This is a genomic window from Micromonospora sp. Llam0 (genome assembly GCF_003751085.1).
Classification (GTDB): domain Bacteria; phylum Actinomycetota; class Actinomycetes; order Mycobacteriales; family Micromonosporaceae; genus Micromonospora_E.
The window spans coordinates 5919851-5944063 of sequence record NZ_RJJY01000001.1; the positions used below are offsets into that span (position 1 = coordinate 5919851).

At 67.7% G+C, this 24213-nt stretch carries 1 protein-coding gene (running past both ends of the window); it reads right to left on the reverse strand.

Every position in this 24213-nt window falls within one protein-coding gene, locus tag EDC02_RS25690, for a toxin glutamine deamidase domain-containing protein, read on the reverse strand. The gene is 43140 nt long; 13200 of those nucleotides lie to the left of the window and 5727 to its right, leaving coding positions 5728-29940 in view (codon 1910, complete, through codon 9980, complete); the first complete codon in reading order (the gene reads right to left) occupies positions 24211 to 24213. Both codon boundaries (start and stop) fall beyond the window edges.

Here is a 24213-nt window from a genome sequence, read left to right on the forward strand (position 1 = left end):
ATTTACGGTCCTGGCGTCGAGGTCGATTGTCAGCTCGTTCGGGCCGATGCCGGCCTGCCGGGCCGCCCGCAGGATCCGGCGGCTACGGTCTTCCGGGTCCACGGAGGTCCACGGGTTCACCGACCGCGACACCGGCAGGCCGACCGTGAAATCAACCCACACCTTGTCCTGACTGCGACCCCTGCCAGGCAGCAGCCCGTCCGGGTCGTCGTCGGTGTGCGGCACCGGATACAAACCGCGCCCGATCCGATCCGTGACCCATTCACGCAGGCCCGAATGAGTACGGCCGGCCGGCTCCCCGAGCACCGGGGCAAGCCACGCCCGCTCCTCGAGCTCGGCCCCGTCCGGCCGCCGGCCCTCCGCAGGGTACGCCTCGTCGATCAGCCGACCATCCCGAACAGTGTCCGCCCATTCCTCGTCATACCGTTCCAGGTCTGACCTGCTCCAGTCGTCGGTGGGTCCCGGGTCCGGCGGCAGGCCGTTGAACATGTCGTGTGCCCGTGCCAGCACATTCGCCGGCAACGGAAGCTGCTCGGTCCGCAACAACCACACCGCATCACCAACAGTCAGTCCTACCCCCGCGAACTCAGGAAGGACCTGCGCCGGCGTGCTGAAGATGAGCAGAAGCTCCGAATCGGTCGCCCTCCCCCCGGACCAGCGCCGGAGTTTGTTGAACCACAAGCGCCCACTCTCCGTCAACCCGCGAACCAGCCCGCCGCGACTGCGCGACAACCCGAGTCGTCGCCCTACCGCCTCGAGATCGGCTGACTCACCACGTACCGGACCGATAGTCAACGGAGGCAACTCGTAGGAGTTACGGAGTCGAACCTGCCGGGGCGAGCTCGGATCGGAGTCGGTATGCGGGCCAGGTTGCGGGCCGGATTCGAAGTCCAAACCACGATCGAGAAGCGGGACATCGTCAGGGCCCGACTCCGGCTCGCTGTCCTGGTCAGCTGGGTCCGACTCGTAACCTGGGTCCGACTCCTCGGCCGCGACACGGTCCAGGCCCGGGTCACGCCGCCAACCGTCGACGAGGAACAACGCCGCGAGTTGCGCCTGAGCGGTCGCGTCAGGCACAGCGGAGAACAGATCGCGCGCCGCGTCGTAGGGGTCGACGACCGTCCGCTCGATGATCGTCCGCTGAGGTTCGTCGCCAGCCGGCGCAAACACCGAGTCTCTCGGCAACCCGCCGGGGTCAATTCTCATCGCAGCCCTGACCAGGCTGTAATAGAGCAGCACAGCCGCCTGCAACCGTGGTCCGCTGACGCCGGACAGCCGGAACGTCACAGTGTCCGTCTCACGCCACTCGACGTCCAGCCACAGCGCACGGCCCGAGTCACGACGATGATCGGCCAGAAACGCCGGGACAGTCGGATAACCGAACCGTTCGACGTCGTCGGCACGCGACACCTTCGGGAGGATTCCCAACCGCCGTAACACCGGCTGATGCGCGTAGAACGCTTCCGCCAACCGCAGATAGGAGACGTAATGCTCACCGTACCCGGTTTGGATGGTGACCGACTCCACATCCGGCAGCTGGTCAGCGGACCTCTGATACCTCTCCCAGAACCTGGGGTCGCCGTTCAGCGGCACGCTCAGGTCCAACTCATCGTCGATCTGGCTGGCAACCCGCACGCCGGACCTACGCATCAGGTTACGGACTGCGGTCAGGTCGGAGCCTGCCTTTCTCTCGAACTCGACGGAAACACCTGGCGGCACCGGCAGACTGTCGATGAACGGGGTGACATCGACTACAGGCATGTCTACTCGGTCGACCGCCGCCCGCAGCAGATCGAAGGAATCCTCCGGGTGATCCTCCGCCAGTCTGGTCAGCGACCAGACTGAAAGCCGCCAATCCTCGATGCGCAGGGCAAGGACCGCTTCCCTCGCGGCGCGACTCTCCACCGGCAGATGCCGCAGGCTCAGGCCGTTCGAGCGCAGCCGCCTCCACGCCCATTCAATGTCGGCTACCTGCAGGTGCGCGTGCCGCTCCAAGCGGTCTACCCAGGCGGCGAACTGCGTCTGGACAGTTTGAGCGACTCCCTTGCCGGTCGGAACGATGTCCCGCGCCGCGACCGACACCAGTTGGTGCGACTGCATTAGCCTGCCGGACACGGCTGCCAGCTCAGCGGAGGTGAGCCCGGCGCTATACGCGAACTTGTCGAGATCATCGATCAGCTGACCGGTCCACCTGAAGACCGCCCAGATCCACTCGAGCATCGTCGGATCAGGGCGCCTCGGCGAGGTGTCCGGAAGCTGCTCGACCGGCTCGAACCGCCGAGAAGGCGGACCGGACGCCAGCCCACCCAGCCCGTCAGCCTCGGTAAGCTCCGCCGGGTCCAGAGCCCGCTCCGCAGCGTACGCCAGAACCAAACCCGCATCGGCGACACCCAGACGTCCGGCAATCTCCGGCAGGTCGGTCGGCACCCGACCGATCGTCAGACTGAACGCCCGCACCCAATCCACGCTCACCCGCAGCCTGGCCGCTAGGAGCGCGATGTCGTGCGGGTCAAGCCCCGCATCGTCGGCGAGCGAGCGAACAACCATATCCCAGTTGCGGAGTTTCCCGTAGGGCACCGTATCGGTGTCCCCCAGTCTGGTCCGGCGGAGCCCGAGGGACCGGGCGAGGCCGAGGTAATACTGCTCGTCGGTGTAGCCGTTGGTGACGACCTGACCGACGTCGGCCAGCATTTTGAGGTACGAGTCCGGCGGGCCCTCGTCGGCAGGCTGCTGCCGCACTTTCTCCAACGCGGCCGCGACGCTACCGGTGCCGCGCACACCGAGCAGGACCGGGTCGACACTCCAGTCGCGTGCATACGTGAACAGATCCTTCGCTGCGACCCCGAACTCGTCCGCCAACGCCAGCAGGTCGGATGGCACCCGGCCGATGGTTAGGCTGAACTCGCGCACCTCGTTGGGTGAGACCCCGATCGCTTCCGCCAACCGCAGGACAGCGCGATGGTCGAGCCAACGTCGCTCGGTGAAGTCCACAAAAAGCTCTGCGGGCGGAATTCCAATGAACGCTCCCCCCTCCAATGAGTAACGGATCCACGCATCGCCGCCGCGCGCCAGTTGCTCGTCGGTGAGCCGGGGGTCGGGCAGTTCTTCGAGTTGGCCGAGAAGGTCCAGATCGGTCATGGTGTCGACGGTGCGGTGCAGCGGAAGGTACGGCAGCGTTTCCTGGTACAGGGCAGCCAATGCCGTCAGGACGGCCGCGAGGCCGGTCACGTCGGCCTGGTTACGGTCCGCCGGAAAATGCAGGTCGGGTGCCAGTCCCAGTGTGGTCGCCGCCAGTGCGGCGACCGCCCGCACATAGGCGAAATCCGCATTGTGCAGGGCGGCGAGACTGATGGCAGTGCTCTGCGGCTCCTGAAAAGCTGCATAGGCTGTGGATCGTTCCTGACTAGCCCGGAGGAACTCTCCCAGACGGTGGGAGACCTCTTCGAGGCGGGCCCGCAGCCGCCGGTCGAAGCCGCTGGCCGCCGCCTGTGCGGCGTGGGTGAACGCCGACGGCACCGCCTGACGTGCCGTCTGGTCGGACGGGCTGTCCTGAAAAATCGCCAGCAAGCGCCCTTGCAATTCCTCGATGTAGTCGGAGACGACCGGGTTGATCTGCTCAGCCACGCCGGGCCACAGGGACGGTTCCACTCGTCTGCCCATCTCCGGCAGTGTTGTCCGAAGATCCTGGGCGAGCTGGCTAACGATGTCGTCAACGATGTCGGAAACAACTGACGCACTATCGCCAGCTCGTCGGCCGACAAGCTCCACCACCTGACTCTTGGTCGCGGCCACTGACCGGTTCACGCCCTGGTCGAGCTCCGCCTGCATCATGATTTCAAAAGGCAGGTATCGGGTCCCCTGCTTGCCCGCGTCGAGGAAATTACGCGCGATCTGCTCTGCGGCCCGTTCCACTTTGACATCGAGTTCATGCCGATCAGTTAGCTGTTCCGGCATATCCGCAGTCAGACGCAATTGCATACTCTGCAGGCCGATGTAAGCAAGCTGCAGATCCTGTCGAAGCCGATTGACAACACTGGGAAGCCACGCCTTGAGCGCAATCGCCAGATTCAGCCCGGCACCGCCCTCGGCGGTCGGAGCGAGTCCGTTCAGCGTCCCATCCAAGGCACCCAACGCGCGGTTGGCGACCAAATCTATCTGACGTACGAGCACGGCAATGTCGTCCTGGGGCACATCATCAACAAGCTTCGGGAAGTGCTCGCTGATCCAGGCCGGGTCGTAGCGCCGACCCCCCTGCCCGGCCATCCACCGGAAGACCTGCCGGAAGGTCCACGGAACCCTCAACTGGTCATCGAGAATCGGGAACCTGTCCGCGTGGGTATCAAACTCTATGGCGAGGCTCGTCTCGGACCTGGAACCGGAAACCGCGTGAGCGAGCGGAACCTGGAACGGCAACAAATGGCGTGGGTCCACACTGTCTTTGATCAAGCGCGCGACCCTCAGCAGATACCCCGGCGGGACGCCCAGCCGCAATGCCAACTGACCGAGGTCGTCCGGGATCCGGCCGATCTGCACAGAAAATGTGGTGAGGAGAGGCAGTTCTTCTTTGCTCAGCCCGGCACGGCGTCCCGCGACCAGCACGGCCTGCGGATCGAACCACGGCACCTCAGCCGTCAGGTGAGTGAATTCCGACACGTCGATGTGCAGACGGTCGGCCCACTCGGCCGCTTCGCTCGCCGAGTAGCCGTTGCGGGGCAGACCGGCGTGCAGTGCCCTACTGGGCGCCGCCTGGCCCTCACCGAGCAGTTTCAACTCGTCGCGGACCATCTCCAGTGGCACGTCACCAAAAGTCTCGTGCATCAGGAGCACGTGGTGCCGGGACGGCTGCAGGAACGCGAGGTCACCCGCCGGGAATCCGAGCCGGCCGGACAGGGAGAGATACCGCTGGACGTTCGGACCGGCAACAGCACCCTGTGCACGCAGCGCCGCACGCACCCGGCCAGCGACCTCCACCGCCTGCCACCGGGAACGATCCGCAGCCGACCCGTACACCTCCGGATCACCGGCCGCGTCCACCGCGGCGACAATCTGCGGCTCGATCACCGCAAGGTACTCCGGCCGCACCTGCAACTCCGCGGCGAGCAACTTCACCGCGAGACCGTCACGCAACCCCATCAAGACCCAGCGCTCGACCGGATCACCCGGCTCGCCGGACACCTCCCGCAGGTCACCACGATACTGGGCGAAGAAGCTGAGCGCCCGACGCACCTGCGCCACCGAGAACGCCTCATGCAACAGCGAATCAGGCAGCGAATGCAACAGTTCCACCGGCACCTGATAATCCCTGAAGGACAGCAAAACCTTCAGATCCCGCGGTGAAAGCCCGAGCCGCGCACCGATCTCACCGAGCCAGACCAGCTCATGGACCGCCCGTACACCCCGATCCGCCAGCACGCCGAGCAGCCGCGCCGCCGTAACCCCACCACCGTCGGAGACCAACGCTTGGATCTCCGACGCGAAGACCGCCAACGCGCGCGGATCGATCACGAGTTCCGACGCCAGCCGCAGCGCCGGCCCGGCGTCGGTCAGACCGAGACCATCGGCCGTCTCAGCGGGATCCGGCACCCGCCCGACCGCCTCCACCCACGACAACAGCCGGTTGTCCAACGGCAAACCAGAAGCCGCGGCCAGACCGGCCAGCCGCCGCGCGGTCGCCCGCCCCAACACCCGATCGGTGATCACCCGCTCCCACTGGCCGGAGTCGACGCCAGCGGGTGGGCGCTGGGCGGCGTCGGGCATGGGGGCGCGCGGGTAGGCCGGCTCTGTCGGATAATCCCGCAGCGCTCGCGGTGCAGGGAAGTAGTACTCCCGCATCTGTGCAGCCGCCGCTGGATCGAGCAGGACCTCGACCCAGCCGGGCAGCAGTTTCGCCGTCGGCTCCAACATGCGCCCGGTCGCCGGCCTCGTCGAGATCAACTGCGCTGCGACGACAACCCAAGGCGAGCCGTTCATCCGGACCAGACCGGTAGGTGTCGCATTCCGCAAAGTGAGGGTGCTGCCCGCTGGTCCGGGACCGCCCGCGAGAAGGGACAGCAGGCTCCCGTGCAGCAGGTCGGGATCGGGAGTCCGACCCGACCCGGCCTCGATGCGCAGCACTCCGGCCAGATCGTTGAGCGTGTAGGGCGCGACGGTGCCGAGAGACGCCCGGCCCTGGCCCCACCAGGCCCGGTCAACCGGGAACTCCCGGCGGCGGCGGCTGCCTTCCGGCAGCGGAGCCACCGGGGTCGGCTCGTCGGGTCGCAGACTCTCCAACAGATTCGCCGAGACGCGCTCGACGGCGGCACCCTTGTGCAACTCGATGGCGAGCTCGACCTGACCGGAGTACTCGGGCCCCCACACACCCACCTCGGACAGCCGGTACGGACCGACCCGACGGGCCCGCACGACCAACTTGATGTCACGCCGGCCCTGCGGCGGATCGACCGGCCACAGGACCATCCCCTTGTCGCCCATCGCCGTCGTCAGCTTCCTGGCCAGCGCGGCGTGTCCGATCAGATCCGCCAACGAGGCAGGCGCGTGCCGCCGCCTACCGGCTTTCCGCCACAGGCCCGAGCCAGCCGGGACGCCGCCTACGTGCCGCCGCCGCCACAGGCCGGTCTGGTCGAGGAGCTTGCCGGCCAGGTGAGCGGTGGTGAGCTCCGGGTTCCGGTCCGCGGCCAACCGCGGGTTCACCTCCGGTTCCCTGTCTTCGCCCGCCAGGTGAGCGGTGGTGAGCTCCGGTTCGGCCGGCCGGCGGAACCGGTCCATGGCTTCGCCCAAGTCTGTGTCCGCCGGAGGGGCCGACGGAAACAGCGCCACAGTCACCCGGCCGGACGCCACCTCCGACGCCGACAACTCGGCGGGAACGACCCCGCCACCGAGATACCCCAACGGCAGGTAACCATCGCCGACCCGGGCCACCGAAATCTGCGGACGCGTCGGATCACCTTCGGTCCGGACACTGCCATCGGGCTCCCACACCGCCACATGCGGCTCGGAACTCAAACCCCACCCGACCCGGTACGGCTCCCACACCGCGACGACACTGGCCAGATCCGTCGGCCGGTAGGACAACGGTTGAAGACCGAACTGCGCCGCCGTGTCCGACAAGGTCCAGCCCCGCACCAGGCCGCTGGTCACGACCAACCGCACCCGGGAGACATCACGCGGCGCCGACGCCTGCTCACCCCTCTGGCCGTCCCAGAACACCACCCGACCGTCTTCGTCACGGAACACGTTGAAGGCATGCGGCATCCCGCCGTCGGCACCGTTCACCACCACGATCCCCGACGCCCGATCCGACACCGCGCCCGCCATCAGCGTCTCGACCTCGTCGAGGCTCCCCACCTCCCGCAGCTCGGCACCCGCGTAGCCCTCCAGGACCCCCACCTCGGTCACCACCGAGTCCGGCGCCACCAACCACTCACGGCCATCCGACCCCCAGTTGGCGTCGGCGACGATCGACGCAAACACACAGTTCGTCTCCGAGTCCTCCGGATTGGTCTGGGCGACCTTCAGACCCGGATAACGCGCCCGGTAGCGTTCACCGTCTATCTCTCGGCCCACCGGCACCCAACCCGCACGATCCACCGGACCAGCACCAGCGAGATCGTTCCAGCCCGGAGCGAACTCTGGATTCGGCCACCAGCCGAGGTGGTACAGCGCCGCGGCCTCCCGCTGGTCGTCCGGTTCGACGAACAGTTCGTCGATCATCCGGCGGGCCGGGAGGGTCTGGGCCGGGTCCAACGGCTCGTCGGAGCGGAGTTCCACCTCGCGCTGGTCGGCTGCGGCGTCGTCGGGTTCGGGCCGGTGATCCAGGGGCAGGTCGTGGTCCAGGTAGTGGCTGCCACGCATCGCGGCCGCCACTGCGGCGGCGGCCAGCCGGGCCAGCGCCTGGATGATCCCGGGGCTCAGCTGGGTGCCTTCGGTGGACAATTTGAACGCCTCGTCCACACGGGCCTTGGCATTAAGGCTCATGTCCGCGTCGCGCGGCGTATCCGCCTCCAGCATCCGCTGGAGCGTGGCAGAGTGGCCGTCGACCAGGCGGCTCAGCCGGTCCCGCGCCGCGTCGTCGAGCACTCGGCCGCGTGGTTGAGCGGTGACGGTGACGAAGACCTCCTCTGGTGCGATCAGGCTGGAGATCTCTCGCGACACCCGGACGAGCAGCTGGTCCCGGCCGGTAACCGGTACGCGGATACCGACCCGGCCGCCACCGCGTCTGATGACGACTCCCCGGTGAGCCAGCAGCTGGTTCAGCCGGTTCTTGTCCACGTCGTCCTCGGCGAGTCTGAACCAGACGCCGGTCGCCACCTGGCTGATCCCGTCCACCTCGACCAACGGCAGGCGGTCGCGCAACGGAATCAGATCCAGAGTCCGATCCAGCCGCAGCCGCATCCGGGCCCGCTCCGCGTCGAAAATCTGCGGCGACTCAGTCATGATCAGCGGTTGAGGGCGCGGACCGTAGCTGTCGTAACCGGTCGGGCCCTGCCACAGGTGCAGCGTCCGCGTCGACTCCGGCCCGAACGCGACAGAACCTTCCGGCGAGGTCAACACGATCTCGACACCGAGCGCCCGCGCCACGAACGCCACCGCGGCCGGGGCCGCGACACTGGACCCCAGGTCCGGCCGGGCCAGCAGTCTGGCCAACAGCCGACCCACGCTCGGAAGTTGAGCACGTCCCTCGGTCAAGCCCCACAACAAGGTAAGAAGCAAATCCTGCGCAGACAGTTCCTGTTCCGGTCCTTGTTCCTGTCCCACCGTCTGCAGCCACAGCCGCAACAGCAGCCGGACACGGTCATCACCCCGGTCGATACCGGCGGCCACCTCGCCCCGCAACCCCAACCGCGTCCGCCCGGCAAGAGCCGCAGGACCCACATCAGGCAGCAAGGCGAGCTGAACGCCCAACGGCAACGCGGCGGCGATCACCTGACCGACCGTCAGCGCCGGCGAGGCACCCGTCGAGTCCGCACCCGCCCGCCTCTCCAGGTAACCACCCAACCCCTCGACCGTGGCCGCCTCCGCCGGCAGATCCACCCCCTGCCGGCGAGCGGCGTCCACAACCACCCTCAGGAACGAGTCCCCGCCGACAGACAACTCGATCCGGCGCAACAACGCGGCATCGGGGGCAGGGACCGAACGGACGTCACCGTCGGATACGGCGACGGCAGCCTCGGATACGGGGACGTCGGCGTCCGGCATGTCGACATCCTCAGCCGCGGCCGTGAACCACCGATGCCAATCCGCCAACGGAATACCGCTCGCGCGCAACTCCGCCCAGACCGCATCCGCCGCCCGCGTACGCTCCGCGACCACCGAAGCGCCCTCACCAGCCGCTGCCAGCGACCACACCTGCCGGACCCGGTCCACGAAACCCGACCAGAACGCCGGCGGCAACACGACCCCGTCAAGATCGGTAGCACGCATGCCCGGGGCAATCAGCCCCTGCTCGGCCAGAGCAGCCAACAGAATCTTCGGATACTCGACGGCGGCGTGGCCGAAGTCGTCCTCGTCCCACGGCGACGGAAGTCCGAGCCGCCGCGCCTCATCCGCACTCAGGCCGACCGGCAGCCCCTCATGACCCGGCCCCGGATGCCAGGGATTCACCAGGAACAACGCGGCCACCTGCCAAAGATCGGCTCCGTCGCCGAACAGACTCTCCAGAAAGGTCCATGTGGCATCGTCGGGATCGTCGTGCAGGAGCCAACCGCCGCCCGGGTGATCGGCCGTGCCGACAGCCCGGCCACCGACCTGCGGTCCGTCCCCGCCCAGATCGGTGACGCCGCGACCGGCGGCCCGCAGCAGACCCAACGCGATCTTGATGTTCGCCTGGATCAACGCGAAATCCAGAGTCGACGGCTCGAACAGACGCAGCACCAGGGACCCGTCGATCGATTCGATCGCGCCGTCGAACCCGTCACGGCCCAACGGCTCACGGACCCGACCGGCAGCCGGATCGGCGGCGAGCCGGCTGAGCATGCCGGCGTGCTGCCGCACCAGTCCACGGGCCGCGGTCTCCGCCTCGGAAATCTTGTCCAAACCGCCGACGGCGACCGTGAACGAGCCGGGCGTCGGGCGGGCACCGTAACGGCGCAGGACATCAAGAACGTAGCCGAGCCTGCGCCACGGCCGCCCAGCCCCGCCGAGATCCAACGAGACACGCACGGCCTTGCCGTCGAGGTCGAGCACCAACTCGCCCGGGCCGATGCCGACCTGCTCGATCCGGCGGCTACGGTCCACCGGATCCACGGAGGTCCACGGGTTCACCGACCGCGACACCGGCAGGTCGACCATGAAAGCAACCCGCACCCCGTACAGGCCGCGGCCCCCGCCGGGTAGCAGACCGTACGGGTCGTCGTCGGTATGCGGCACCGGATACAAACCGCGCCTGACTCTCTCGGCGACCCATCCACGCAGACTCGAACGGATGCGGGCGGTCGGCTCCCCGAGCACCGGGGCAAGCCAGGCCCGCTCCTCAAGATCGGCCCCGTCCTGCCACCGACCCTCCGCGGGGTACACCTCGTCGATCAGCCGAACATCCCGAACAGTGTCCGCCCAGGCATGGTCGTACCGTTCCAGGCCGGACCTGCTCCAGTCGTCGGTGGGTCCCGGGTCCGGCGGCAGGCCGTTGAGCACGGCGTGTGCCCGCGCCAGCACACTCGCCGGCAACGGAAGCTGTTCGGACCGCAACAGCCGCACCGCATCACCCACAGTCAGGCCGACTCCCGCGAACTCAGGAAGGACCTGCCCCGGCGTGCTGAAGATGAGCAGAACCTCCGAATCGGTCGCACTCCCCCTGATCCGGCCCCGGAGGTGGTCGAACCACAAGCGCCCACTCCCCGTCAACCCGGGAACCGACTCGCTGAAGCTCCCCCACGCTACGAGTCGTCGCCCAACCGCCTCGAGATCAACGGACTCGCCCCGTACCGGACCGATAGCCAACGGAGGCAACTCGTAGGAGTAACGGTGGCCCGGTGCGACAACTCGGCCCGGCTCCTCGGCCGTGACTCGGTCCAGGCCTGGGCCACCCTCCCAACCGTCGACGAGGAACAACGCCGCGAGTTGCGCCTGAGCGGTCGCGTCAGGCACGACGGAGAACAAACGCCGTGCCGCGTCGTAGGGGTCAACGACCGTCCGGTCGATGATCGTCCGCCGGCCGCCGTCGTCCGCCGGCGCGAACACCGAGTCTCTCGCCACCCCGCCGGGGTCACTTCCCGCCGCAGCCCTGACCAGGCTGTAGTAGAGCAGCACAGCCGCCTGCAACCGTGGTCCGCTGACGGTGGGCAGCCGGAACGTCACAGTGTCCGTCTCACGCCACTCGACGTCCAGCCACAGCGCGCGGTCCATGCGACGTTGATCGGCCAGGAACGCCGGGACCGTCGGATAACCGAACCGTTCGACGTTGTCGGCACGCGACACCTTCGGAAGGATTCCCAACCGCCGTAGCACCGGCTGATGCGCGTAGAACGCTTCCGCCAACCGCAGATAGGAGACGTAATGCTCACCGTACCCGGTTTGGATGGTGACCGACTCCACATCCGGCAGCTGGTCAGCGGACCTCTGATACCTCTCCCAGAACCTGGGGTCGCCGTTCAGCGGCACGCTCAGGTCCAACTCATCGTCGATCTGGCTGGCAACCCGCACGCCGGACCTACGCATCAGGTTACGGACTGCGGTCAGGTCGGAGCCTGCCTTTCTCTCGAACTCGACGGAAACACCTCGCGGCACCGGCAGACTGTCGATGAACGGGGTGACAGCCTCCGATCGCCGGCCTATCCGGTCGGCTGCGGCCCGCAGAAGATCGAAGGAATCCTCCGGGTGATCCTCCGCCAGTCTGGTCAGCGACCAGGCCGAAAGCCGGTTGTCCCTGATCCGCAGGGCGAGAATTTGGTCCTGCACGGCGCGGCTCTGCGCCGACAGATGCTGCAGGCTCAGACGGTTACTGCCCAGCCTCGCCCCTGCCCAGCTAATTTCGCCGGCCTGCAGGTGCGCGTCTCGCTCCAACCTGCCTGTCCAGTCGGCGAACTGCGTCTCGACGGTACGAACGACTCCCCCGCCTGTCGGGCCAAGAACCTGCGCCGCGATCGCCACCGAGTCGGGAGGTTGTCCGAGCCTGCCGGACAGGGTTGCCAACTCGGCGGGCGTGAGCCCCGCCCGTTCCGCCCAGCCCACGAGATTCTCGGCCAGCCGACCGGTCGATCTGTAGACCGCCAAAATCCACTCGAGCATCGTCGGATCGGGGCGCCTCGGCGAGGTGTCCGGAAGCTGCTCGACCGGCTCGAACCGCCGAGAAGGCGGACCGGACGCCAGCCCACCCAGCCCGTCAGCCTCGGTAAGCTCCGCCGGGTCCAGAGCCCGCTCCGCGGCGTACGCCAGAACCAAACCCGCATCGGCGACACCCAGACGTCCGGCAATCTCCGGCAGGTCGGTCGGCACCCGACCGATCGTCAGACTGAACGCCCGCACCCAGGCCACGCTCACCCGCAGCCTGGCCGCTAGGAGCGCCATGTCGTGCGGGTCAAGCCCCGCATCGTCGGCGAGCGAACGCAGCAACCGGTGCCAGCTGCCGAGTTTTCTCAAGGGCAGCTTGTAGGCCCCCATTCTGGTCCGGCGGACACCGAGGACGCGGGCGAAATGGTTGAGCGTCTGCTCATAGGTAGGTTCGCTCAAGGGCATCGCCAGCCCGTCGGTGACGACCAGACCGGTGTCCGCCCGTTGGGCGAGGTAACTGCCCGACACCACCCTGCTGCCCAGCGTCAGCAACGCCGTCCAGGTGTCCGCGACGCCGTCGGCACCGCGTGCACCGAGCAGGACCGGGTCGACGTCCCATTCATGTGCATGCGTGAACAGATCCTTCGCTGAGACCCCGAACTCGTCCGCCAACGCCAGCAGGTCGGATGGCACCCGGCCGATGGTTAGACTTAAGTCCCGCACCTCGTCGGGTTTGACCCCGATCTCTTCCGCCAGTCGCACGACAGCTCGATGGTCAAGCCAACGTCGGGCGGTGAAGTCTTCCCGGATCTTGGACGACAGTGTTGGGTGGAACCACACCGACCACCAGGTACTAAGCCATCCTTCGCCGCCGCGCGCCAACTGCTCGTCGGTGAGCCGGGGGTCGGGCAGTTTTTCGAGTTGGCCGAGAAGGTCCAGATCGGTCATGGTGTCGACGGTGCGGTGCAGCGGAAGGTACGGCAGCGTTTCCTGGTACAGGGCAGCCAATGCCGTCAACCCGGCCGCGATACGGGCGGTGTCGTCCCGTTCGCGGTCCGCTGGGCGCGGTAGGTCGGGGGCCAGTCCTAGCGCGGTCGCGGCCAGCACGGCTGTCGCCCGTACGTACGCGGTGTCCGCGTTGTGCACAGCGACGAGGTGGAGCTCCTCGTCGTTGCCGGAATTATGCGCTGAATCCCAATTGGCGGTATAGGCTGATCGTTCCTGACTAGCTCGGACGAGCTCGTCGCGACGGTGGGAGACCTCTTCGATGCGGGCCTTCAGCCGCTGACCGAAGCCGCTGGCCGCTGCCTGTGCGGCGTCAGTGAACGCCGACGGCACCGTCTGACGTTCCGTCTGGTCGGGCGGGCTGTCCTGAAGGATCACCAGCAAGCGCCGTCGCAATTCATCGACGTAGTCGGTGACGACAGGGTCGATCTGCTCAGCCACGCCGGGCCACAGGTGCGCGCCGAATACATTGAGTCTCTCCGGCAGTGTTGTCCGGAGATCCTGGGCGAGTCGGCTGACGAGGGTGTCGATGTCGGAATCAACTGACGCGTGATCGCCAGCCGGTCGACCGGCCAGCTTCGCCACCTCACGCTCGACCACGACCGCTGACTGGTTCGTGCCATCTTCAAGGGCCAGCAGCATTACTCCCTCAAAACGGCCCTGGGTCTCCGGCTTGCCCGCCTTGAGGAAATTCCGCACGATCTGCGCTGCGGCCTCTTCCACCTTGGCATCGAAGGCATTCCGGTGTTCCAGCTGCTCCTCAATCGTCTCGGTCAGCCATTTCATCATCGCATTCAGGCCGGAGGGAGCACGGTCCAGCTCCTTTAGCCGCTGATCGGCAACCTCGGGGAGCCACGCCTTGAGCGCGATCGCCAGATTCAGCCCGGCACCGCCATCGACAGTCGGGGCGAGTCCGTTCAGCGTCCGAATAAGTGCAGTCGACGCCCGACGTTTGACCGCCTGGATGCCCCGCGCGAGTTTGACTATTTCCTCGCTCTCGCGAGTCTGCTCGAATTCGTCGGGCCACCGTCGGTCGACAAGAATGGGCAGGTACTTTGCGATCCAGGCTGAGTCGTAGCGTCGGCCACCTGGTCCGGCCATCCATCGGAAGACCTGCCGGAAGGCCCACGGAACCCGCATCTGGCTGTCGAGAACCGGGATCCGATCAGCGGCAGTTCCTAACTGACCGGCAAGGTCTTCCAAACCAATCTTGTCACTAATCTCGTACACCTTGGGAGCTACGCTGACCATGCGGGCGAGTGGATCCTGGAACGGCAACAAGTGGCGCGGGTCCACCCCGATCTGCCCCGCCACCCGGAGCAGATACCCCGGCGGGACGCCCAGCCGCAATGCCAACTGACCGAGGTCGTCCGGGATCCGGCCGATCCGCACAGAAAGATCAGCGAGGGCAGCAGTTCTAGCGTGGGTCAGCCCGGCACGGCGTCCCGCGACCAGCACGGCCTGCGGATCGAACCACGGCACCTCAGCCGTCAGGTGAGTGAATTCCGACACGTCGATGTGCAGACGGTCGGCCCACTCGGCCGCTTCGCTCGCCGAGTAGCCGTTGCGGGGCAGACCGGCGTGCAGTGCCCTACTGGGCGCCGCCTGGCCCTCACCGAGCAGTTTCAACTCGTCGCGGACCATCTCCAGTGGCACGTCACCAAAAGTCTCGTGCATCAGGAGCACGTGGTGCCGGGACGGCTGCAGGAACGCGAGGTCACCCGCCGGGAATCCGAGCCGGCCGGACAGGGAGAGATACCGCTGGACGTTCGGACCGGCAACAGCACCCTGTGCACGCAGCGCCGCACGCACCCGGCCAGCGACCTCCACCGCCTGCCACCGGGAACGATCCGCAGCCGACCCGTACACCTCCGGATCACCGGCCGCGTCCACCGCGGCGACAATCTGCGGCTCGATCACCGCAAGGTACTCCGGCCGCACCTGCAACTCCGCGGCGAGCAACTTCACCGCGAGACCGTCACGCAACCCCATCAAGACCCAGCGCTCGACCGGATCACCCGGCTCGCCGGACACCTCCCGCAGGTCACCACGATACTGGGCGAAGAAGCTGAGCGCCCGACGCACCTGCGCCACCGAGAACGCCTCATGCAACAGCGAATCAGGCAGCGAATGCAACAGTTCCACCGGCACCTGATAATCCCTGAAGGACAGCAAAACCTTCAGATCCCGCGGTGAAAGCCCGAGCCGCGCACCGATCTCACCGAGCCAGACCAGCTCATGGACCGCCCGTACACCCCGATCCGCCAGCACGCCGAGCAGCCGCGCCGCCGTAACCCCACCACCGTCGGAGACCAACGCTTGGATCTCCGACGCGAAGACCGCCAACGCGCGCGGATCGATCACGAGTTCCGACGCCAGCCGCAGCGCCGGCCCGGCGTCGGTCAGACCGAGACCATCGGCCGTCTCAGCGGGATCCGGCACCCGCCCGACCGCCTCCACCCACGACAACAGCCGGTTGTCCAACGGCAAACCAGAAGCCGCGGCCAGACCGGCCAGCCGCCGCGCGGTCGCCCGCCCCAACACCCGATCGGTGATCACCCGCTCCCACTGGCCGGAGTCGACGCCAGCGGGTGGGCGCTGGGCGGCGTCGGGCATGGGGGCGCGCGGGTAGGCCGGCTCTGTCGGATAATCCCGCAGCGCTCGCGGTGCAGGGAAGTAGTACTCCCGCATCTGTGCAGCCGCCGCTGGATCGAGCAGGACCTCGACCCAGCCGGGCAGCAACACCTCTCTCGACCCCGTCGCACGCCGGGCCGACAGCATCGTGACGCGCAACTGGGCTGCGACGACAACCCAAGGCGAGCCGTTCATCCGGACCAGACCGGTAGGTGTCGCATTCCGCAGGGTGGAGGTGAGGCCCGCTGGTCCGGGACCGCCCGCGAGAAGGGACAGCAGAGTCCCGTGCAGTAGGTGGGGAATGAAGTGGGTTCGGCCCATCCCGGGCTCGGTGCGCAGCACTCCGGCCAGAGCGTTGAGCGTGTCGAGCGTGACGGTGCCCAGCGACGCCCGGCCATGGCCCCACCAGGCCCGGTCGACCGGGAACTCCTTCCCGCCGTTGCTACCGACGGGCAGCGGAGCCATCGGCGCCGGCTCAGCGGGCCGCAGACTCTCCAACAGATTCACCGCGACGTCATCCACGACGGCGTCACCGTTATACAACTCGATGACAAGTTCGACCTGACCGGAGTACTCGGGCCCCCACACACCCACCTCGGACAGCCGGTACGGACCGACCCGACGGGCCCGCACGACCAACTTGATGTCACGCCAGCCCTGCGGCGGATCCACCGGCCACAGGACCATCCCCTCGTCGCCCATCGCCGTCGTCAGCTTCCTGGCCAGCGCGACGTGTCCGATCAGATCCGCCAACGCGGCAGGCTCGCGCTGCGGCGCACCGGCTTGCCGCCACCGGTCCCTACGAGCCGGGTCGGTGGCCGCGTCCGGCGGCAGGCCGGACCGGTCCATGAGTTCGCCGGCCAGGTGAGCGGTGGTGAGCTCCGGGTCCCGGTCCGCGGCCAACCGCGGGTTCACCTCCGGTTCCCTGTCTTCGCCCGCCAGGTGAGCGGTGGTGGCCTCCGCGCCCAGGTCTGGGTCCGCCGGAGGGGCCGACGGAAACAGCGCCACAGTCACCCGGCCGGACGCCACCTCCGACGCCGACAACTCGGCGGGAACGACCCCGCCACCGAGATACCCCAACGGCAGGTAACCATCGCCGACCCGGGCCACCGAAATCTGCGGACGCGTCGGATCACCTTCGGTCCGGACACTGCCATCGGGCTCCCACACCGCCACATGCGGCTCGGAACTCAAACCCCACCCGACCCGGTACGGCTCCCACGCCGCGACGACACTGGCCAGATCCGTCGGCCGGTAGGACAACGGTTGGAGACCGAACTGCGCCGCCGTGTCCGAGAAGTCCATCGGACCGGCACCAGCGAGATCGTCCGAGCCCGGCTGAGGTTCGTCCCGCAGCGCAGGCAGGCTCTTCACCTGGTCATACTCCGACTTCGCTAAACCGGCGAGGGTGCCGAACCAACGACGAGCGTCGGCAACCGTCCCCCGGCGTGCACCGTACGAGCGGACCTCCAGGACGCCCAGCGGCACGGCGAGCCGCCCGTTGTCGGTGTCCAACTGGTCGATAGTGCTCATCGGAGCCAACTTGTCCTGGCTCACGGAATCGCCGGTGAGCGCGGCGACCAGGTATCCATGTAAGGTTGTTCCCGTCCCAGAATTGGACATGGTCCACGGCTCGCCGGGACTTTCCCGTCTGACACCTTTCGCCGCTAGCCGGGACCAGAGAGTATCACTACGCTCCGAGTAGAACTCGGCAAATCGATCGTGTATACGCGTTGCCGAGTTCGCGAGATAGCTGCGGACCCAGTCCGGGAGCTGGTTCACGTACAACGCCATGGGTTGTCGAGACAACACCCCAAGGTGCGCCTTTGCCAGAGCGTCGTTTCCGAGATCGTCAGCGAAGGCCGCCGAATGTGTGTAGATCAGCGCGAGCACACCCTTGAACGCGCCGATCACCCGGTCTGACGGGTCACCGAGGCGCGACCGCAATATGGCCGCCTCACGCTCGGCAAACTCGAGCGCCCACTCCAGGTTCTCCTTCGACCGATAACCGATCTCACCAATGGGCGACGAGTACCGGACAGATCGATCGCGCCAGGTGTTTTCTGCCACGTGGGCGAGAAAGTCAAAGATGCCCTCGATCGGCACACCCATCGTTATATGCCAGTGCCAGGCACCAGCATCCCCCGCTGGCGGCGCTGCGATGTACCCGTCCACTTCGACGGTGTCGCCCTCGATATTGAGCGTTTCCAGTCGCGCACCACCATCGACGATGGCGCCGGCCAGATCGTCATCCATCATTCCCGGATGACCATCGACGTTCTCGAAGCTGCTCTCCAGCCGTTTTAGACGATCCCAGAAAGCGTCGTCATTTCTAATGCGACCTTGCTCTTCATCGAGAGTCTGCAGGACTCCGGTGACCAGCTCCGGAATGACGAACTCGACCAACTCGCTGTCGTCGGTCGGTGCCAGCATGACCGCACCGTATGGAAACTCGTCGGTGTCACCCTCCTGCTCGTACAGATGCTTGGTCTCGACGATGACCTGGTAAGTGCCGCTTGGATCGGAGGCAAGAGCCTGGCCTTTGACCTTGTCGGGCTCGACCTCGCCACTGTCCGAGTCAAGCGACTCCCGCACCAGGGTGATAGGCATGGTGCGCTCGCCTTCCAGGCCGCCGCCAGCCGCCAGGTCCTCGGCACCGCTGACAGACGTTCCAGAAGCGGCCGGGTCGGGGTCCGCCGGATCGCGGCCCACCCCGTCGCCGGCCCGTCGCCTGCCGCTAGTCGATGGGCCGGAGTCGGTGGTCGGCGCGGTCAACTCGGTCAACAGTTGCCGCTGGCGAGCCGCCGCTGCGGCGTCGCGCGGTAGTGCCTGCGGCTGGTCGCCCTGCTGGTCGGCTCGATCGGCGGGAACGAGCCCTGGCACGTCGATGACGGGTACCCTGGCCTCGACCATCGCCACCACCCAGCGGACCGCGCCGGGTGGATCGGACCGGCCGGACCTCGGCCGCGCCGGTGAGCCGGGAGTGCCGGTCACCTTGAACAGCACTTTGCGGTGGGCGAGAACGTTGGGCGGGTTGGTGGCGTCAGCGTGCTGGCCAGGGAGCCGCCGGGCACGCCGGTCACCGTCGTTTACTGTGGAGCCTGGCGCTACCTGCTCGCCGCCGACGGCCGACAGCGTCAGGTAGTCGATGTTTGCCGTACTGAAGTTGCCCGGTGCAGTCCTGAACGCCGGGGCGACCTGGTCACGGGCTGTCCAGATCGTTGCGCCCAACTCACCCTGGACGACGCCTTCACGCGCGGCCATGCTGGCCGAGCCGGCCTTCGCCGAACTGATCGGCGAGTGCTCGATGACCCCCCGCCCGCCGGTGCCCACGACGAACGGGGTGGGGTCGCCGTCGACCCGGTCGTCGGACAGTTCCCAGGGCGTGGCGGCGACCGGCTCGATCCGCAACGTCGCCTGACGATCGACGAGAATTCCCGAGTCCGGAGTGAAGGTGCGTTCGGCTCCGGCCGGGCGTAGCAGTCGATGAACGTTGGCCTCGCGGGTCGGTCCGCCAAGGTAACTGTCGACGTCCCGCCGACCGTCCGAGGTCTCGTTGACCTGTGGTAGCACCTGTCGGGCCGCCGCTACCAGCTGATCATGGCCGTTGAACCAGCTGACCCGGACGGCCGGCGTCACCGGGTCGTACGGGGCCAGCTCCGGCATGCGTGGGCGCGGGTCGGTGCTGAACACCTGCGCTGCGGCCAACCAGTTGGGCGCAACGACCTGGATCGGTCTGGGGCTGGTGTCGCTGATCGACGCGCGTACTTTCGCCCTCGCGTCGACCCAGTCCGAGGTCGCCGCTCGATCGCCGGTGAGGGCGGCGAGGGCGGCGTTCGCCAGCGAGTTTCTCAGTGGCTTGAACTGCACCCGGATGGCCAACTGCACTGGAATGTCGAAGTCGACCGAGGGATCGCTGTTACGGATGGTGAACTGATCCGTCTCGGTCTGTCGTTGCGAGTCGGCACGCCCGGTCTCGTCCAGCAGCGTGGCGGCGACCCGGGCGGTGTGCCATCGCAGGTTGCCACCCCCGGGTATGGCAACCGGCACCGCACTGCTCCCGCCGAGGACCAGGAGGTTACCGTCGGCAGTCGACGTCGATCTCGATACGGCGCTGTAGCCTTCGAGACCAGCTGTGGTCAGCTCGCGGCCGAAGACGTTTCTGATGCCGTCTACCGTGTCGAACCCATCTGCCGGCTTTGCCAGCAGTTCGACCCGGCCCTCGACCGCATGGCCATGGCGGGTGGTGGTGAACGGTTTGGAGTTGATGACGACAGGGCCGAACGCCGATCCGGAACTGAAGTACTTGACCATGCCGGCTACAGCCGCGCTCGGCGCGCTCATGTCGGCGATGCCCTGTCGGACTCCGGGCATGTACGTATCCGAGCCGGGCAGGGTGACGCCGGGCAGTTGCTCCTCGACGAGAGCCAGCCCGCTGCGGAACAGTTTCCGGCTCGACGGATTCGGGGCCTCCTCGACGCCCGGTACGGCCGGGGTTTCGGTGCTGGGGCCCTCGGTTCCGGTCGTCTGTGGCCGACTACCCAGCTCGATGACGCTTCCGCCGCCACCCGGGTCGTGTTGTTGCAGGACCCCGAGCCGCTCCGCCTCGCCGGTATTCACCTCGCGGCTCGGCCCGACGACGGTCCGCCCGACCGGTGGCGTGGGCTGGCCCGGTGCCGGTCGCTGCCCGACCGGTCCGCCGGTCTCGGTGACATTGACGATCGTGGCGTCGCCGAGACCCAGCCGGGCAGCGATCCGGCGTGGCGGGTAGCGCACACCATCCTCGATCGGGGTCTGATGGGCGCTCCGCAGGACTTCGTCGGCCTGCCGCTGGGCGGCTGCCCTTTCGATCCGGGTCGTCAGATCCACGGGCAGACCGTCGATCGGTGGTCCGTCCTCGCCGAGCGCGGTCCGGGCCTGCCACAGGGTGACCAGTTCCTCGAAGCTGAGGTACGGCTGGATCGCGTCCGGCACGTCGACCGCGAACTGCGCCTCGCTGGACGAGTCAAGACCGACGGCGGAGGCGGCCGTGGTGGCGACGTTGCGTGGCGCGCCGTGCAGGGTGCCGACGAAGGTCACCGGAATGTGCACCTGATACGACTCGTCAAGGCTGGTGAACGTACGGACGTCCGTGGAGCTCTCGATCTCGCCGTCCTGCTGGAACCGGTCGATGCTCGCGCGGCCGCCGAGGCTCGGCACCTCGACGCGGTGCCCTCCGATGACCAGCATCAGCGAGACCGATCCGTCACCCCGGTCCCGACGGCTGACGGTCCGGCTCCCGCCGCCCCCTTCCGTGATCGACTGGGAATCCTCGTAGTAGACGCTGGACAGGCCCTTCCCGGCCCGCGGTGGACGGTAGCTGGGGCGCCCCGGGTATGCCTGCAGCTCCAGGTAACCCTCGGACATGGAGACCTGACCCTCCTCCACGGTCTGCTCGCTCGTGTAGGAGCCGGCCAGCATCTGCCCGAGCTTGTCGCGCAGCCGGGCGGGGCTGACGAACGCCCGCCGGGCCTGCGCCGACAGCGAAGCCTCGCTGGCCGGGCTGTAGCCGGTGAACCAGCTGTGCACGCTGCCCTTCGGCGCGCCGAACACGGTCTTCGCCAACTGCTGGAACATCCGGTTGAGTGCCGGCGCACCGGCGACTGTGGTAGTTCCCGGCGGTAGCCCGTACTGCTGGTCTGGCCGTCGGTTGAGGCCGGCCCGGTCGGCATCGGTGACCGGGCGCGGCATTGGCTTGGTCGGTGCCGGCGCCCGCTGACCGTGCAGCACCACCAGGTCGGGCAACCAGGCCCGGACGGTGACGCTCTGATCAGCGGGCCCGCTGTCCGGGTCGGTCGCGGTGGTCCAGGAGGGGCCGTTGTCGCCGGCCTGGTAGATCTCTGCCGAGAGCCGGCGGGGCAGGTCGAAGGCGTGGACCGGTTCGTCCGGCCAGGCGAAGATCGTCGTACGATCGAGGGTCGAACCCATCGGCGTCTCATGCTGCGTCCCCTGGCGGTGCTCGTACGGGCCGACGGTGATCGGGACGGAGGCCAGGACATCGGTTGCGTTCTTGCGCACACCGGGTATGACCCTGCCATCGACCCGGGCGGACACGGAGCCGCCCGACTGCCGCTCGGCGGTCATCGGAGTGCTTCCGTCGACCCCGAAGAGGAGTCGGCCACCGTCGGTCAGGCCCCGGTGAACGGCGTCGCCGTCGCGACTGAGTTTCCACCGCACCATCACCCGTTCGACCTCGGCGAAGTGTTTCTTCTCGAACGGGATCCAGATCGAGTCGCCGTCCAACTCGTCGAAGTGCGCCTCGCGGAAGTCCGGACTGGTCACCTGAAGCAACCGGTGTAGGTTCCGGACCTGTTCCGGGCTGGGATTTGGCCCCTCCGGAAGGAAGTGGTGTGCGCGGAGCTGCTGTTCGACCTGCTGGTCCACGCCGAGCCCAGCGGCCGGTGGGACAGTCTGGAAGTCGCTGAAGGTGGCATGCCCGGCGGACCCGGTGCCCCCGTGCTCGAGTTCGGCAGGCGGGTGGATCTGGTCATCAGCTCCGGACAGGGCCACCGGCACCCACCGCACCCGTCCACCGCGGCGCTGCGCGGCCCGGCCCTCGAACGACACCGGTGCGACGGACCGCCTGCCATCGATCAGTTCGGCTGTCCACACCATGTCGACGTCCGCGACCTCAGCCGGGTTCAGCTTTCCGTCGGGCGTGTTGCCGTTCTGCCAGCCACGCATGAACGATGCCGATCCGCCGGACTGCTGGGAGCGACCGTCGCCGAGCGATGCCCGGACCTGGACACCTGCCTGGCCCAGGGTGTATGTGCCCCAGGTCGCGGTGTCGGCCATCGACGCATTCACGTCGACCAGGTTCCCGCCGACTCCGAGGCCGACCCCACCGCTGCTCGTCAGGCCCGCCGAGCCGCTCTCGCTCACCTGGTTCTGCTGAAAGAGATCGATCCGGGTAACGGGTGACGTGGTGACCGTGCGGGCCGGCGCCGGTTGTGCCTTGAGCCGCAGGACCCCGACGAACTTTCCGTCGCGGTCGTACAAGGCCTCGGACAGCACGCCCGTACGCCGCAGTCTGCCGAAGCCACCGGACAGATTTGAGCTACCCACCGTCTTGAGCAGATTGCGCTGCGACTCGGGATTCAGCCTGTCGAACACGGCGATGCGGCTGCGCAACTCACGTTCGAGCCACCCCGGGTCGTGTACGCCGTCCAGGATCGCCACCGGCTGATCTGTCAACTGCGCGGCCCGACTCTCGAACGTCCCTTCGACGTCGACGTGCGGGCCCCCCGGGCGCGCCAGGTGTTCGGCGAACATCACGGTCGTCGGCTCGGCCGACTGCACGGTCCGGACCACCGGCCGCGCTACCGGTGCCGCGTCCGAGGGCGCCGTCCGCGCTGTCGTCGACGGCGGAGTGGTCAACGGGACGTTCGCCGACTCGACCCGGACCCGCCAGACAGTGTCGTAGCTGTGCGGATAGTGCGGCTCGCGCACTCGGTGAATGTGCGAATGCGACACGCCGAACATGGTCTGAATCTGGCGGGAGAGCTGGTTGTGAATCATGTTCAGCGAAAGGCTGGGGTTCAGCGATCGCAGTACCGGAATCTTGTTGAGCAGGCCGGCGATGGCCCCGAACGGGATCACCAGGTTCCGGTTGGTCCGGGCGGTCTGGCTGGTGTCGAACCTCGTGTCGTGGTGGCTGCGGGTCTCCCCCTCGACCCCCGCCGTACGGGTCCCGGTAGACGCCTCATCGGCCCGACGGACCATCTCCACCGAGAAGGTGACCCGGACGGCGTCGTCGCCGGCGCCGATGACATGCGCGCTGCCGCTCGGTGTGCTGGCCTGCCGGCCGTCCCGGCCCAGCGCCTCGGCGGTGGTCAAGAGGCGCACGCCCTGCCGGATGCGTTCCCGCGCCGCTTTGTCCGGCCGCCCCGACCGCCAGTGCTCGTCCAGCGCGGCCAGCGCCTCCTTCTGGATGTTCGCCGCGTCCGGGCCGGTGACGATCGTTTGACCGCTCGTGTCGAGCATCGACATGCTGCTGCCCAGGTCGGTCAGATCGGCCTGCGCCCGGCGACGCGCCTCCCAGCCCTCCACCACAGGCAACTGCTGCTGCAACCGCGACGCCGAAGCATCGTACGAATCCCGCTTGACCTCCAACGTACTCGCGCGGGTCTGTTCCTCGCTCTCCGCTGCGCGCAACGCTGTCCGGGCTTCCGTCTCCTGCTCGCGCAGCGACGTCAGCTGGCCGTCCAAGCTGGTCTCGTCGGCCCGACTGATGGTCAGTTTCTCGCTGGCGGCCCGGTGCAGCTGCGAAAGCCGGCCGATCTCCGATTCGAGGGACTCGACCCGTTCCTCGGCGGCGGCCAGTTGTCGCTG